The organism is Rhodococcus sp. NPDC019647 (assembly GCF_044389235.1).
In the GTDB taxonomy this organism is placed as follows: domain Bacteria; phylum Actinomycetota; class Actinomycetes; order Mycobacteriales; family Mycobacteriaceae; genus Rhodococcus_F; species Rhodococcus_F oxybenzonivorans.
Genome location: NZ_JBIRXS010000011.1, coordinates 56553 through 70184 on the forward strand (window position 1 = coordinate 56553; position 13632 = coordinate 70184).

Annotated in this window: 13 protein-coding genes; 9 read left to right on the plus strand and 4 right to left on the minus strand. The window is 63.9% G+C overall.

Annotated features, from left to right (window positions below):
- Positions 1 to 12 precede the first annotated feature (12 nt).
- Positions 13 to 660, minus strand: coding sequence for a PadR family transcriptional regulator (locus tag ACH49N_RS20370; protein ID WP_358274250.1), 648 nt, complete (start codon positions 658 to 660; stop codon positions 13 to 15).
- Between the two features lie 127 nt (positions 661 to 787).
- Here ACH49N_RS20370 and ACH49N_RS20375 point away from each other — a divergent pair, with 127 nt between their 5' ends.
- The 3 genes from ACH49N_RS20375 to ACH49N_RS20385 are packed head-to-tail and all read left to right on the plus strand — an operon-like array spanning position 788 to position 3352.
- Positions 788 to 1909, plus strand: a complete 1122-nt coding sequence (locus ACH49N_RS20375) for an aromatic ring-hydroxylating dioxygenase subunit alpha (protein ID WP_358274252.1) — start codon at positions 788 to 790, stop codon at positions 1907 to 1909.
- A gap of 1 nt (position 1910) precedes the next feature.
- Positions 1911 to 2885, plus strand: a complete 975-nt coding sequence (locus ACH49N_RS20380; RefSeq protein WP_358274253.1) for a PDR/VanB family oxidoreductase — start codon at positions 1911 to 1913, stop codon at positions 2883 to 2885.
- Complete coding sequence (locus ACH49N_RS20385; protein WP_358274255.1) at positions 2882 to 3352, plus strand: HtaA domain-containing protein; 471 nt, start codon at positions 2882 to 2884, stop codon at positions 3350 to 3352. Before ACH49N_RS20380 ends, ACH49N_RS20385 begins: the two co-directional genes overlap by 4 nt.
- On the opposite strand, the gene ACH49N_RS20390 is transcribed toward ACH49N_RS20385, so the two are convergent.
- Positions 3342 to 3998 (minus strand): TetR/AcrR family transcriptional regulator, encoded by a 657-nt coding sequence (locus ACH49N_RS20390; RefSeq protein WP_358274256.1) that lies wholly within the window; start codon positions 3996 to 3998, stop codon positions 3342 to 3344. The genes ACH49N_RS20385 and ACH49N_RS20390 overlap by 11 nt on opposite strands.
- A 153-nt stretch (positions 3999 to 4151) precedes the next feature.
- Here ACH49N_RS20390 and ACH49N_RS20395 point away from each other — a divergent pair, with 153 nt between their 5' ends.
- The 6 genes from ACH49N_RS20395 to ACH49N_RS20420 are packed head-to-tail and all read left to right on the plus strand — an operon-like array spanning position 4152 to position 10896.
- The gene (locus ACH49N_RS20395) at positions 4152 to 4961 is read left to right on the plus strand and encodes an SDR family NAD(P)-dependent oxidoreductase (RefSeq protein WP_358274258.1); all 810 of its coding nucleotides are present in this window, start codon (positions 4152 to 4154) and stop codon (positions 4959 to 4961) included.
- Positions 4962 to 4995: 34 nt separating this feature from the next.
- Complete coding sequence (locus ACH49N_RS20400; protein ID WP_358274259.1) at positions 4996 to 6162, plus strand: serine hydrolase domain-containing protein; 1167 nt, start codon at positions 4996 to 4998, stop codon at positions 6160 to 6162.
- Positions 6163 to 6174: 12 nt separating this feature from the next.
- Complete coding sequence (locus ACH49N_RS20405; RefSeq protein WP_358274261.1) at positions 6175 to 7446, plus strand: cytochrome P450; 1272 nt, start codon at positions 6175 to 6177, stop codon at positions 7444 to 7446.
- 20 nt (positions 7447 to 7466) lie between these two features.
- Positions 7467 to 8462, plus strand: coding sequence for a PDR/VanB family oxidoreductase (locus tag ACH49N_RS20410; protein WP_358274263.1), 996 nt, complete (start codon positions 7467 to 7469; stop codon positions 8460 to 8462).
- Between the two features lie 47 nt (positions 8463 to 8509).
- Positions 8510 to 9733, plus strand: a complete 1224-nt coding sequence (fdhA, locus tag ACH49N_RS20415) for a formaldehyde dehydrogenase, glutathione-independent (protein ID WP_358274264.1) — start codon at positions 8510 to 8512, stop codon at positions 9731 to 9733.
- 44 nt (positions 9734 to 9777) lie between these two features.
- Positions 9778 to 10896, plus strand: coding sequence for a hypothetical protein (locus ACH49N_RS20420; protein ID WP_358274266.1), 1119 nt, complete (start codon positions 9778 to 9780; stop codon positions 10894 to 10896).
- Positions 10897 to 10923: 27 nt separating this feature from the next.
- Here ACH49N_RS20420 and ACH49N_RS20425 read toward each other — a convergent pair whose 3' ends face one another.
- Positions 10924 to 12273, minus strand: coding sequence for an MFS transporter (locus ACH49N_RS20425; protein WP_358274267.1), 1350 nt, complete (start codon positions 12271 to 12273; stop codon positions 10924 to 10926).
- 64 nt (positions 12274 to 12337) lie between these two features.
- A complete protein-coding gene (locus ACH49N_RS20430) occupies positions 12338 to 13531 on the minus strand; it encodes a cytochrome P450 (protein WP_358274268.1) in 1194 nt (397 codons plus the stop codon).
- Positions 13532 to 13632 lie beyond the last annotated feature (101 nt).

The window sequence follows — 13632 nt, forward strand, 5'->3', positions numbered from 1 at the left end:
ACCCGATCCGAATTACGAGTGCAGAGCGACCGGGTGTTCGGTAGCGCTGTCATCGTCGTGGTCCGGGGGTGACGACTCGGTGCCCGCAAGCTCGTCAAGGAGAGCAAGTCCTTTGTGCGCCCAGTCGATCTCGGACCGGCTCCGGGCGATCATGCCGTCGTAGGTGTAAGCCTTGTACGCGATGATCCGTGCGTGTTCGTGCGCCGGGTAGTGATCGAGTCGCCGGACGATTGCTGGATCCGTACCGGCCTTGATTCCGTCCCGGACGGCGGTGAGCAACTCGACTTGAGTGCTGTAGTACTCGATGTGCTTGTGCAGGATTTCCCGCGCACGATCAGGGTCTGCCCATTCGAAGTAGGCGGCCTGCATGTGGTGGGCATCGCGTTCAGGGGCGTGGTCGAGCGGAGTATTCATCCACGCTCGGAAGGCGGCGATGCCGTCGTCGGTGATGCTGTATCGCGTTTTGGTGCTCCGGGGTCCCCACCTGACCTGCTCGCCCTCGATCAATCCGTCTTTCTGCATGCGGCGCAGTTCGGGATAAATCTGCGAGTCGGGTGCGTGCCAGACGTGCCCGACGGAACCCCCGAACCGTTTGGCGGCGTCATATCCGGTGAGCGGGCCCGCTGTGAGCAGGGCCAGCAATGCGTAGCGAAGGCTCATGTCTCCTCATCGGCCGGGCTGTCTTGCCAACCACTATATCGATAGATAGTGTGTGCGTCACATCACCCAATAGCTATGCATGTAGTTATTGCGGATTTCAGTAGGTGACGACCCCCAAGGACATCGCATGACCGATCTCGGCCCGGGCGGCGCGACCGCCAAGAACATGGCCTTCCCCCTCAACGCGTGGTACGTCGCGGCATGGGACTACGAAGTGACCTCCGCGAAGCTGCTTGCCCGCAGGATTGCCGACAAGCCGATGACGATTTACCGCACCACGGACGGCCGTCCGGTAGCCCTTGCCGACGCCTGCTGGCATCGGCTCGCCCCGTTGTCGCTGGGCACCCGCATCGGTGCGGACGAGGTGCAGTGCCCCTACCATGGCCTGCGTTTCAACTCCGCCGGGCGATGCACCAAGATGCCGGCGCAGGAGACGATCAACCCGTCGGCGATGGTGGCGTCCTACCCCGTCGAACAGCGTCACCGGTTCCTGTGGGTGTGGCCGGGGGATCCGACGCTCGCCGACCCCGCCACGATTCCCGACATGTTCCAGATGGACTCGCCGGAGTGGGCGGGCGACGGCCGCACCATCGACGTTCAGGCCAACTACCAGTTGGTGCTCGACAATCTCATGGACCTCACCCATGAAGAGTTCGTCCACTCCTCGTCCATCGGACAGGAAGAACTCAGCGAGTCCGACTTCGTAGTCACCCACGACGAGCGGACGGTCACGGTCACCCGTTGGATGCACAACATCGACGCGCCACCGTTCTGGCTGAAGAACATGCGTGACAAGTTCCCCGGGTTCGAGGGCAAGGTCGACCGCTGGCAGATCATCGAGTTCCAGGCCCCTGGCACCATTCGCATCGATGTCGGTGTGGCCAAGGCCGGCACCGGTGCCCCCGAGGGTGATCGCAGCCAGGGTGTCAACGGCTTCGTGATGAACACGATCACCCCGGTCGACGAGAAGACGGCGCTGTACTTCTGGGCCTTCCAGCGCAACTACCGCCTCGAGAGCCAACTGATCACCACCCAGCTGCGCGACGGAGTGCACGGCGTCTTCGGCGAGGACGAGGCCATGCTCACCGCTCAGCAGGCCGCCATCGACGCCAACCCGGACCACGAGTTCTACAACCTCAACATCGACGCGGGCGGGATGTGGGTCCGCCGCATCATTCAGCGCATGATCGAGAGCGAGCGCCTGCACACCGCGAATATCGATGCTCTCACCGCCGAAACGGTGAACTGACATGACTGACAACAAGATTCTATGGCAGCACGGCCAGGTCACGTCCGTCGAGCCCGCCGCCGACGGCATCGCCAAGATCGTGATCGCCACCGAACACTCCCATCGCGCAGCCCCCGGATCGCACGTGGACGTCCGCATCGACAGCGGCGACGTCCGCTCGTACTCGATCGTCTCCGGCGCCGCCGACGGCCGTAGCGTGACGCTGGGGGTCCACCTGTCCCCCACCTCCCGCGGTGGGTCCCGGTACATGCACACCCTGCAGGCCGGTGACCGGATCGAGCTCACCGCACCACTGCAGAACTTCCCGCTGCGTGTCGGCGCACCGCGGTATGTCCTGCTCGCCGGAGGCATCGGCATCACCGCGATGGCGGCCATGGCGGCGGTGCTGCGGCGGGTCGGGGCCGACTACCGTTTCGTCTACGTCGCGCGCAGCCGGACCGCGATGGCGTTCCTGCCGGAACTGCTCGCCTTGCACGGCGACCGCCTGGAGGTTCACATCGACGACGAGGGCACCGGACTGGATGTCAGGGCACTCGTCACCGCCGTCGACGAGGTGACGGAGTTGTACATGTGCGGGCCGATCCGGCTGATGGATGCCGTCCGCCGCACCTGGGTCGAGCGAGATTTGCCGCTGCCGAATCTTCGATACGAAACCTTCGGAAATAGCGGGTGGTTCCAGGCCGAGGAGTTCGTCGTGAACATCCCGCGGCTTGGCATCGAGACCACCGTCCGATCGGGTGACTCACTGCTCGACGCTCTCGAGCGAGCCGGCGCGGACATGATGTTCGACTGCCGCAAGGGCGAGTGCGGTCTGTGCCAAGTCGATATCGTCGACGTCGAGGGCACCGTCGACCATCGGGACGTGTTCTTCAGCGAAGAACAGAAGGCCAACTCGAAGAAGCTGTGCGCCTGCGTGTCCCGCGTAGTGCGCGCCGAAGGCGGCGGCAGCGCGACCTTGACCCTCGAGGTCCCATGACCGCCGGCGTCGTACCGTGCGTGATTCCCCAGGTCGGACTGACCTGGGGAATCAAGCGCAGCTTCATCCGCTACATCGCCACTCTGCCCGACGGTCGACATTCGATGTCCGACGGCGCCTATCTAGTCGAGACGAGCTACTTCACCTTCCCGCCGGTTCCCTCACCGGCCGTGCCGCAGGTGATGCGGTTCGGCGGAGTGGTGCGCATCGGTGGACACGGTGGGATGCTCGACCTTCTGATTGCAGAGCCGTGGGTAGAGATAACCGAGTCAGGGCAGATCCTGACGGTCGTAGATCCCACCGGCCCGCCGGATCGAACCCGGCGAATCACACTGGCCGAGCTGCACTCTCAGGATTCAGGACTGGCCGAACGGCAGTACACCGCGACCCTCGCGGACGCCGGTTCGGCGATCTTCGATCATCACTACCCGGCGGGTACCGAACTCGACACAGTCGTCATCCAATAGACCCGCTTGCCGCCGCCGGGGTGGTCCCGCCGGCGAGAGCGGCATGCCACTGCGCCGTCAACACGTCGATCACGTCGGAGAAGTCAGCAGGAGCAGAGCGGACTAGCACGAAGTACAGGGTGCGCTCGAAGCCGAGCATCGTCGTGACCAGCGTCAGTCGTGCCCGTTCCCGTTCCGGGCCGTCCGGGTAGCGGCCGAGGAAGGTCGTCATCGCGTCCGCCGCTTCCGACAGTGTTTGGTACCACCGCTGCGAAACGATCGGTTCCACCGACAAGGCGTGCTCGAGGGTTTCGAGTTGCTGACGCCCGTCCACCCACAGCTGCGAGCTGTTCTCGACCCACCGCCGCAGGCCGTCGATATCGGTCGGGTCGAGCGAATCCAGCGTTCGGTAGCTGTCGACGACCTCCGGACTGAGTTGTTCGAGCATGGCGTCGACCAGCTCAGCTTTGGCCTTGAAGTGCAGATAGAGGTTGGCGCGGCTGATGCCGGCGGCCTTCGCGATCGACTCCATGGTGATCTTGTCGTAGCCGTATTCGGAGAACAGGGGAATCGCACACTCGACGATGCGGGCGCGAGTGGCCCTCTTTTTCTTGCCCACGCGCGGTGCGGACGAGTTGGTCGAAGATGCGGTTTCCGTCGTGCTCATGTGGTCAGCCTATCGGGCCGCGACCAGCACACCGAACAGAACTAGACGAGAATCCAGAAAAAAACTAGACATGGATCCAGTTTTTGGTATCGTGTGTCTTGCACCACTCACGAGCCGTCATCGTGCTCGTCCCCTTTCTCGAGGAGTCTCTCCATGAAACTTGCTGGAAAAGTCGCATTCGTCACCGGCGCTGGATCAGGAATCGGCGCCGCCACCACCCGGTTGTTCGCCGAGCACGGTGCGACCGTCATCGGCGCCGACATCTCCGAAGGCAACGTCAAAGAAGTACTGTCCGGAATCGACCACGGTGAAGGCATCGCCCTCGACGTCGCCGACAGCACCGCCGTCAAGGAAGCCTTCGCGCACGTCGAAAACCGCTACGGCGCACTCCATGTGCTGATCAACGCCGCCGGCATCAACGCACCGACCCGCGAGGAGAATGAGCGCCTGGTCGACGTCAACGTCCGAGTATTCGAAGCACGCAAACGCGGCGAAATCCTGCACCCGGACTTCCTGTCCGGAGTCACTGACGAGCACTTCGATCGCGTCCTCGCCGTCAATCTCAAGGGCCCCTTCTACACCATCCGTGAAGCTTCCCCGCTGATGAAGCGATCCGGTGGTGGGTCGATCGTCAACATCTCGAGCGTGTCCGCGCTGGTGGGAACACCGATGCCGTTGTACTACCCGGCCTCGAAGGCCGGTGTTCTCGGCATGACCCGGGCCGCAGCCGGAGAGCTCGCGCCCCACGACATCCGCGTCAACGCCGTCGCACCGGGCGCGGTGGACACACCGTTGCTGCGCGCACAGCCCGACGAGATCGTCGATTCCATCGCCGGTGTGCAGCCGATATCGAGCCTGGCCAAGCCCGAAGACCTCGCCGCCACCATGCTGTTCCTCGCCTCCGACGACAGCAAGTACTACACCGGACAGACGCTGTCGCCGTCCGGCGGCCTCTACATGTAATTCCGCCCGGACGCACCGACAAGAGAGCGCAACCATGAGCACACCCACGATCACTTTCGACCAGAACGCCCTGAGCCGCATCCGCACCTCGATCACCCAGGACATCGACGCCGGACGCTACGACGGCGCTGTCATCGCCATCGCCCGCCACGGTGAGATCGGACTGCACGAGGCCATCGGCTACGCCGACCGCACCACCGGACGCACCGCAACTGTCGACGACGTCTTCTGGATCTTCTCGATGACCAAGGCGTTCACCAACATTCTGGTTCTACAGGCCATCGACCGCGGTCAGCTGGATCTGACCACCCGGGTCGTCGACGTCATCCCCGAGTTCGTCGGCCGCGACCCGTTCCGCGCCGCGAAGAAGGATCGCGTCAACGTCGGTCATCTGTTGACGCACCGCGCCGGTCTCGTCGCCACTCCCACCCCTCTGCCGTACTCCGAGCTCGGCAACCTCGACGCCGTTATCGACGCGATCAGCCAGCTCGACGTCGTCGGTGAGCCGGGCGGAACCTTCAACTACTCGCCCACCCTCAACCACGCGCTACTCGGAGAGATTGTCCGCCGCGTCACCGGATACGGCAGTTTCGGGGAACTTCTCGCCAAGGAACTCTTCGCCCCGCTGAAGATGGACAACACCGCACTCGGAGCCCCCAAGGCATGGGCCGATCGGATGGTGCCCATCAACGCACACTTCCCACCCGGTGGATGGCTCAAGTCGTCGGACATCGAGGTCATGCAGGAAATCGTCGTCGAGGGGGCGGAAATGCCGTGGGTCGGCGCGGTATCCACCACCAGCGACATCTTGCGTTTCGCGGAAATGATCCGCCGTGGAGGCGAACTCGACGGTGTGCGTATCCTTTCGCCGAGCATCCTCGATCTGGCCACGACCCTGCAGACCGGCACGGCGCCGAACGATCTGTACGCGATGCTGTGCCACGCCCGCGGCTGGGACGTTCCCCCCGGGAACTTCGGTCTCGGTTTCGCGCTGCGCGGTGAAGGGGTGTACCCGACGTTCTTCGGCGCATCGACCAGCCCGCGCACCCACGGCAACTACGGCGCCGGCTCCACCCTGTTCTGGGTCGACCCCGAACAGGACCTGACCTTCGTCTGCCTCACGGCCGGCGTGATGGAGGAAGGCGACAACCTCGCCCGCTTCCAGCGGCTGTCCACCATGGCCGCGGCCACAGCCCTCTGAACGGACCTCGACATGACCAGCACCTTCGGGCAGCGACCCGCTGCACCACCAGAATTCAATCCGCTGAGCGACAGCGCACTACTCGACCCGGCCTCGATGTACGACCAGATCCGCACCGAGCAGTCCGTGTTCTGGCACGAGCAGCTCGGCACCTGGGTCGTCACTCGCCGCGAAGACGTCGACACGGTCCTGATGGACTGGAAAGCCTTTTCCTGCAGAGGTAACGGCGGAAACGTTCCTGTGCCCGAGCAGTTCACCTCCACCGTCACCTCCGAGCTGATGGCGCACATCTCCATCAGCATGGACCCGCCGATCCACACCGAGATGCGTCGGGTCGCCCAGCGAGGCTTCCTCAAGCCGGTCATCGACGCCCTCGAGCCGGAGATCGAAGCCCGCGCCCACCGCATTATCGATCGGCTCGCCGACCGTGGTACTGCCGAGCTGATGGAGGACTATTGCCTCGAGCTCACCACCCAGACGCTGATGGCCCTGATGGACCTCCCGGACTCGTTCGAGCCGATGATGCGGCAACTGCGCGACGACCACTTCGCGGTCCTCGCCAGCGGCCGAGAGCCGATGGAGGAGCCGCGCCGCACCGAGGTGTGGACGCGGTACACCACTGCGCAACTCGAACTCCGCAAAGTGGTGCGTGAACGCCGTGACAGCACCGCGTCGGACCTCATTTCAGTGATGGCCTCGGCACGGAACCGCGACGGCGAACCTACGCTGTCCGATGAGCGTGTGGCGCTTCATCTGTGTGAGTTCTCGGCCGCCGGGACCGACACCACCGCCCAGGGCATGGCCAACGCCGTCATCTTCCTCTCGCGCAACGAAGATCAACTCGCCGAGGTCCAAGCCGATCCGAGCCTGTGGCCCAGGGTGTTCGAGGAGACCCTCCGTCGCCGCCCGTCCGCGCCGTTCGCATCACGGCAGGCCACCCGTGACGTCGTATTGTCCGGGGTCACGATCCCCGCCGGCGACATGGTGTGGGTAGCACTGGCCAGCGCCAACAACGACCCCGACCATTACCCGGAACCGAAGAAGTGGAACATCCACCGCGACGAACCCACCAACCACTACGCCTTCACCAAGGGCCGACACACCTGCCTGGGCCAGCCCCTCGGTCGTACCCAGGGCACCGCAGGCGTCCGTGTCCTGTTCGAACGACTGCCCAGCCTGCGCATCGCTCCTGACTTCGAACAGGACTTCCTCCCATTGGTCATGCTTCCGATCCGGCGCAGCCTCGTCGCGAACTGGGATCCGGCCGACAGCACGACCAGCTAGCAAGTCGACAAGGACCATCCATGCATACGACGCCCCTCACAGATGCGGACACACGCTTGCTCACCTCCCCGGAATCCCGCATGGAGCTGACGATCACGGCACGAACCGCGGTTGCGGACTCCGTCGTGGAGTTGACGCTCACCCACCCGGCCGGGTGGCCACTGCCCAACTGGGCCCCCGGTGCACATCTGGATCTCGTCCTCGGACCCGATCTCATTCGCCAGTACTCCCTGTGCGGTGACCCGAGCGATCGCTCCTCCTACCGGGTGGCGGTGCTACGCGAACCCGACAGCCGTGGGGGTTCCCTTGCAGTGCACGAGAACCTCGCCGTCGGAGACACGATCGTCACCCAGGGACCGCGTAACAATTTCGTGTTGGTCGACGCACCGGAGTATCTGTTCATCGCCGGGGGAATCGGAATCACTCCACTGATTCCGATGATCGCCGCTGTGGAAGCCCGTGGCATTCCCTTCCGTCTCGTGTACGGCGGCCGCGCACGAGCATCGATGGCCTATGTCGAGTTACTGGAAAGCCGCTACCCCGGGTGTGTCGAGGTTTGTCCCCAAGATCAGGTGGGACATCTCGATCTGCCCAAGATCCTCGGCGAGCACCGACCCGAACGGCGGGTATACACCTGCGGACCTGCACCGCTACTCGACGCGATCGAACGATTCTGCACGTCGTGGCCGTCCGGATCCGTGAATATGGAACGTTTCCGGGCGAAAGAAGCCGACCCCGGTGCAATCGACACCGAATTCGAGGTCGAGCTGACGCAAACGGGTGTCACGGTCACGGTCCCCGCCGATCGGTCCATCCTCGATGTCGCCGAAGAAGCCGGCGCAGTCGTGATCTCGTCCTGCCGGGAAGGTACCTGCGGCAGCTGCGAGACGCCCATACTCGAAGGCACTGCCGATCATCGTGATTCGCTGCTCACTCAGGAGGAGAAGGACGCCCAGGAGACGATGTTCATCTGCGTCTCCCGCTCGTGCTCGGGCCGACTGGTGCTCGACCTGTGAGCGTCCGGTCGCCATTCGACGTCGAAACCCCACACAGAAGGACAATAATGACAGCGAGTGCAAACCGCGCGGTGACTTATGTCGGCCCCGGCAAGGTCGAAGTGCGTGAGATCGAATTCCCGAAACTCGAACTGCGGGACGGACCGGGGGTCAACCCGGCCAATGTCGGACGCAAGTGCGAACACGGAGTCATTCTGAAGGTGGTCTCCACCAACATCTGCGGAAGCGACCAGCACATGGTTCGGGGCCGCACCACCGCCCCCGAAGGATTGGTCCTCGGGCACGAAATCACCGGTGAAGTCGTAGAAGTCGGCCGGGACGTCGAATTTATCAAGGTCGGCGACTTGTGTTCGGTGCCGTTCAACATCGCCTGCGGGCGGTGCCGCAACTGCAAGGAACGCAAGACAGGCATCTGCCTCAACGTCAACCCCGACAGGCCCGGATCAGCATTCGGGTATGTCGACATGGGCGGCTGGGTAGGCGGTCAGGCCGAATACGTCATGGCACCGTACGCCGACTTCAATCTGCTCAAGTTCCCCGACAGGGACCAGGCGCTGGAAAAGATCCGCGACCTGACCATGCTCTCGGACATCTTCCCCACCGGCTATCACGGCGCTCTCACAGCGGGCGTGCGCGCAGGATCGACTGTCTACGTCGCGGGCGCCGGCCCAGTCGGACTCGCCGCGGCGGTCGGTGCCCAGCTCCTGGGCGCTGCTGTCGTTATTGTCGGCGACCTGAACGCCGAGCGCCTTGCTCAGGCTCGCTCGTTCGGTTGCGAGACCATCGACGTCTCCCACGGCGCCCCGCAGGACCAGCTCGAGCAGCTGCTCGGCGTCCCCGAGGTCGACGCAGCAATCGATGCCGTCGGCTTCGAAGCACGTGGTCACGGCGGCGACGCCGGGCACGAACAGCCCGCGGCGGTACTCAACTCACTGATGGAGCTGACCACCGCCGGAGGCGGCATCGGCATCCCCGGACTGTATGTCACAGGCGATCCCGGCGCCGCCGACGACGCCGCGAAAGCTGGGTCGCTGTCATTGAGTCTGGGCACCGGCTGGGCGAAATCGTTGTCGTTCGCCACCGGACAGTGCCCGGTCATGAGCTATCACCGCGAGCTGATGAACGCGATCCTCGCGGACCGGGTGCAGATCGCGAAAGCCGTCAACGCGACCGTCATCACGCTCGATGATGCACCGCGCGGATACAGCGCCTTCGACAGCGGAGTGGCCCAGAAGTTCGTCATCGATCCCCACGGGATGATCACAGCCTGACCCCCGTTCGTGGCTCTTCCATCCACTCCCATGAAACAGGTCAGATGTCGAAAATAGTCATAGCCATCGGCGTATCCGCGATGATGTTCGCCAGTGCATGTTCCACCAACCCCGGCGATGCCGAAGCACCCACCACCTCGCTGTTCGGCGCTGACCAGCCTCGGACGCAATGGGAGTCGGTGACCGAGAACCAAGTCAGTGGCGTCATCAGACCTGAGGATCTCGTCGCAGTCCCCGACACCACCTGGGTTCTGGCCAGCAGCATGGCTTCGCCGAAGCGAGGCACTCCGGGCAGGCTCGTCGCCGTCGACTCGACGACCAACGCCACTGTTCCTCTCTGGCCACACCCGGACCAGCACGCCGAATGGAATCGCAGCACCTACCCTGATTGCGCCGGGATCCCCGACACCACGTCCGCCGAACCACACGGCATCGCCATCGCCCCGGCCACCGACAGACAGCCGGTCACCCTGTATGCCGTCAATCACAAGCGGGAATCGATCGAAGTCTTCGATCTCGACCCCGCAGCGGGTCCCGATGCACTGACGTGGGTGGGGTGCGTCCCCATCCCCCGTGACGTGTACGCCAATGCCGTCGCACCCCTGCCGGACGGCAGCGGCATCATCGTCTCCAGCATGTTCGATCCCACCGCCTCCGGAGACCCGTTCGCCCGCATGTTCACCGGAGCCGATACGGGACGGGTGATGAAGTGGACTCCGGCGCAGGGATGGACGGCTTTGCCGGACAGCGCCGTCGGTGGCGCCAATGGTGTCCTGGTCTCACCGGACGGGCAGTCCGTCCTCGTTGCTGCCTGGACGCAGAAGAAGCTCGTGCGGATGTCTCTGACGAATCCTCGCGACCGCAGCGAGGTGGCACTACCGTTCCTGCCCGACAACCTCCGCTGGACGCCACAGGGAACGATTCTCGTGACCGGGCAGAACGTCACCGTCGACGACGTTCTTGTGTGCAACGGGGGTGAAGGAACCCACTGCCCCACCGGGTACGCGGTCGTGGAGGTCGATCCATCGTCGATGACCAGCACAGTGCTCATCGACGGCACAGATTCCTCGGTGAGTCTGGCGACCACTGCCCTGCCGGTCGGGGACGAGATTTGGCTGGGGACGCTCAGTGGTGACCGGATCGTGCGGTTGACCCGGGGCTGAGCGTCGTGACGTGCCCCAGGTACGAACCTACGCCGCCGTGATCGGGGCAGGTGGTGTTCCGATTGGTGACTTCGATTCTGCTGCAACAGTTGTCGAGAGTCTCACCAGTGCGAGCAAACACGCCATGGACACTGCCAACGCGACCACGATCGCCGCGGCAATCGCGTACGGCGTGCCGGTAGCCTTCAGGAGCAACGTGGCGACCAGCGGCATCAATCCGGATCCGATGACATTCGACAGCTGGTAACCCAGTGACATCCCGGTGTAGCGCACGCTCGGCTCGAAACTGTCGGCGAAGAGGGCTGGTTGAGCGCCGTATGCACTGGTGAACAGCACACCCATGCCAACAACATAGCCGAAGATGATCCACGCAGGCTGTGCCGTGTTAATCGTCCAGAAGAGCAGGAGGGTACCGGCAATGGCGGCCAGAGGACCGACGGTCATGATCCGTCTCCGACCGAATCGGTCCGAGGCGTATCCACCGAGCATGATGACCGGAATCTGCACCATGCAGGTGGCAAGGATCGCTGCGAGCGTGATCGAGCTGCTGACGCCCTGAGTGCTGCGGGCATAGCCGACGAGGAAGGTCAGCGCCACGACGCTGAAGGCACCGTATCCGAGGAACGCACCGCAGACGAGCAGGACGGGTTTACGGTGACTGCGCAGCACTTCCGCGAGCGGTACCTTCGCGGATATACCTTCAGCCTTGAGCGCGGTGAATTCGGGTGACTCGGCGATTTTCAGGCGCACGATCAGGCCGAGTGCGACCAGTACGGCGCTGAGTAGGAAGGGGACTCGCCAACCCCAGGAGAGCATCTCGTCTTCCGGAAGCAGGGTCACGAGGAGGAAGACGGCGTTGCCGAGTAGGGTGCCCACCGCGGGCCCGACCTGGGGCACCGAAGCAAAGAACCCTCGGCGTTCGGGGCGCGCATACTCGAAGGCCATCAGGATCGCCCCGCCCCACTCTCCGCCGAAGGCGACGCCTTGCAGGAAACGGAGGGAGACGAGTACCACCGCGGCCCAGGCCCCGATATTCTCGTAGGTGGGCAGCAGCCCGATCGCCGTCGAGGCGACACCCATGATCACCAGCGTGATCACCAAGACCGGTTTGCGGCCGATTTTATCCCCGAAGTGGCCAAAAATGACGGCCCCCAGCGGTCGGGAGAAGTAGCCGACCGCGAGTGTGCCGAAAGATGCCAGGGCACCGACGAACGCATTGCTCTGCGGAAAGAACAACGTCGGGAACACCAGAGCGGCAGCGAGGCCGTAGATCGAGAAGTCGTAGTATTCGAGCGCGGTACCGGCCATGCTTGCGGCGGCGATCTTACGCACCTTGGTCGCGTCATCGGCCGGAGGGGACACTACCGACTCTGTCATTCTGTCTCCTTCGGTATGGATCGGCATCACCCCGACGGGTAATGCCCATATGTGCTGTCAGTGTTTACTTTTCGAGTCGCAGAGGGATGCTTGACCAGCCGGTACGCAGCGCTCTGCCCGATGTCTCGGCGGGTGCGGCGAGCGTAATGGAACGGGTGCCCGCGAGTAGCTGCGTTCCGAACGCGAGAAGTTCCTGCCGCGCGATGGGCGCGCCCACGCACATGTGCGGACCGAATCCGAACGTCAGGTGCTGGTTGCGGTCGCGATCCAACCGAACCCGGTGCGGATCGGCGAACCGTTCCGCGTCGCGGTTGGCTGAGGCGACGTTGATCGCGACGAGCTCGTTTGCCGGGACTGTGGTGCCGGCAATCGTGACATCGGCGGTGGTTCGACGAACGGTCTGATGCAGCGGCGGCCCCAGGCGCAGCACCTCCTCGATGGCAGCGGGTAACCGATCCGGGTCGGCCCGCAGGCGGGCCTGGTCGTCGGGGTTCGTGGCCAGGTAGTGCGCCAATGATCCCATCGCCGAGCTCGTGGTATCTGCGCCCGCAGCGAAGATCTGGGTCCCGAGCGAGAGCACCTGTTCACGTGAGATCGGTTCGCCGTCGGGTCGCAGTTCGAGGATCCCACTCATCACATCCTGCTCGGGGTCCCGCGGATGCTCGGTGCGATCGGCGATCAGGGTGTTCACTGCGTCGTCCCACAACGTCGCCTGCAGGGCGCCGAAGGCACTGATGTCGTGGCGTAGAGAGTCGGCGCGGTCGAGGGTGGCAGCGAGTTCGACCCATCCCTCGTCGCTCAGTCCGAGCAACACCGAAAGCACCTGCGGCGGAACGGTACGCGCGACGGACCGGTAGATGTCCCCTTCTCCTGCTTCGATGAGCGGAGTAAGTTGTTCGGCCACGATGTGGTCGATTTCCGGTGACAACCGCGCGACCCGGTCGGGTCGGAAGTACTTGTTGAGGAAGGTTCGGTAGAAGGTGTGTTCCGGCGGATTCGTTGCGATGGGTATCGGCCGATTCGGCGACGGGTACTCGACGAAGGGGCGCCCACTCGCAAAGTTCTTCCAGTCCCGGCTGGCCTTCGAGGCGTCGGCGAAGGTCAGCACACTCCAGAACCCATCGAAGTCGTCACTGTGTACGACCGGAGAGGACGCACGCAGTCGGTCGTACTCGCTGTACAGGTCGGATGCGATGCTTGGTCGATAGGACGCGGCTGAATTCACTTGGTTGCGCGCGCCCGTATTCGTAGTCGTCATGGTGTACCTCTCGGCAGATCGATCCCGCTGAATTAGAGGATTCCGCGGGTATCCCACGGGGAAGAGAATTGGTTCCCGCAACATCGAATCGGAGTGACACC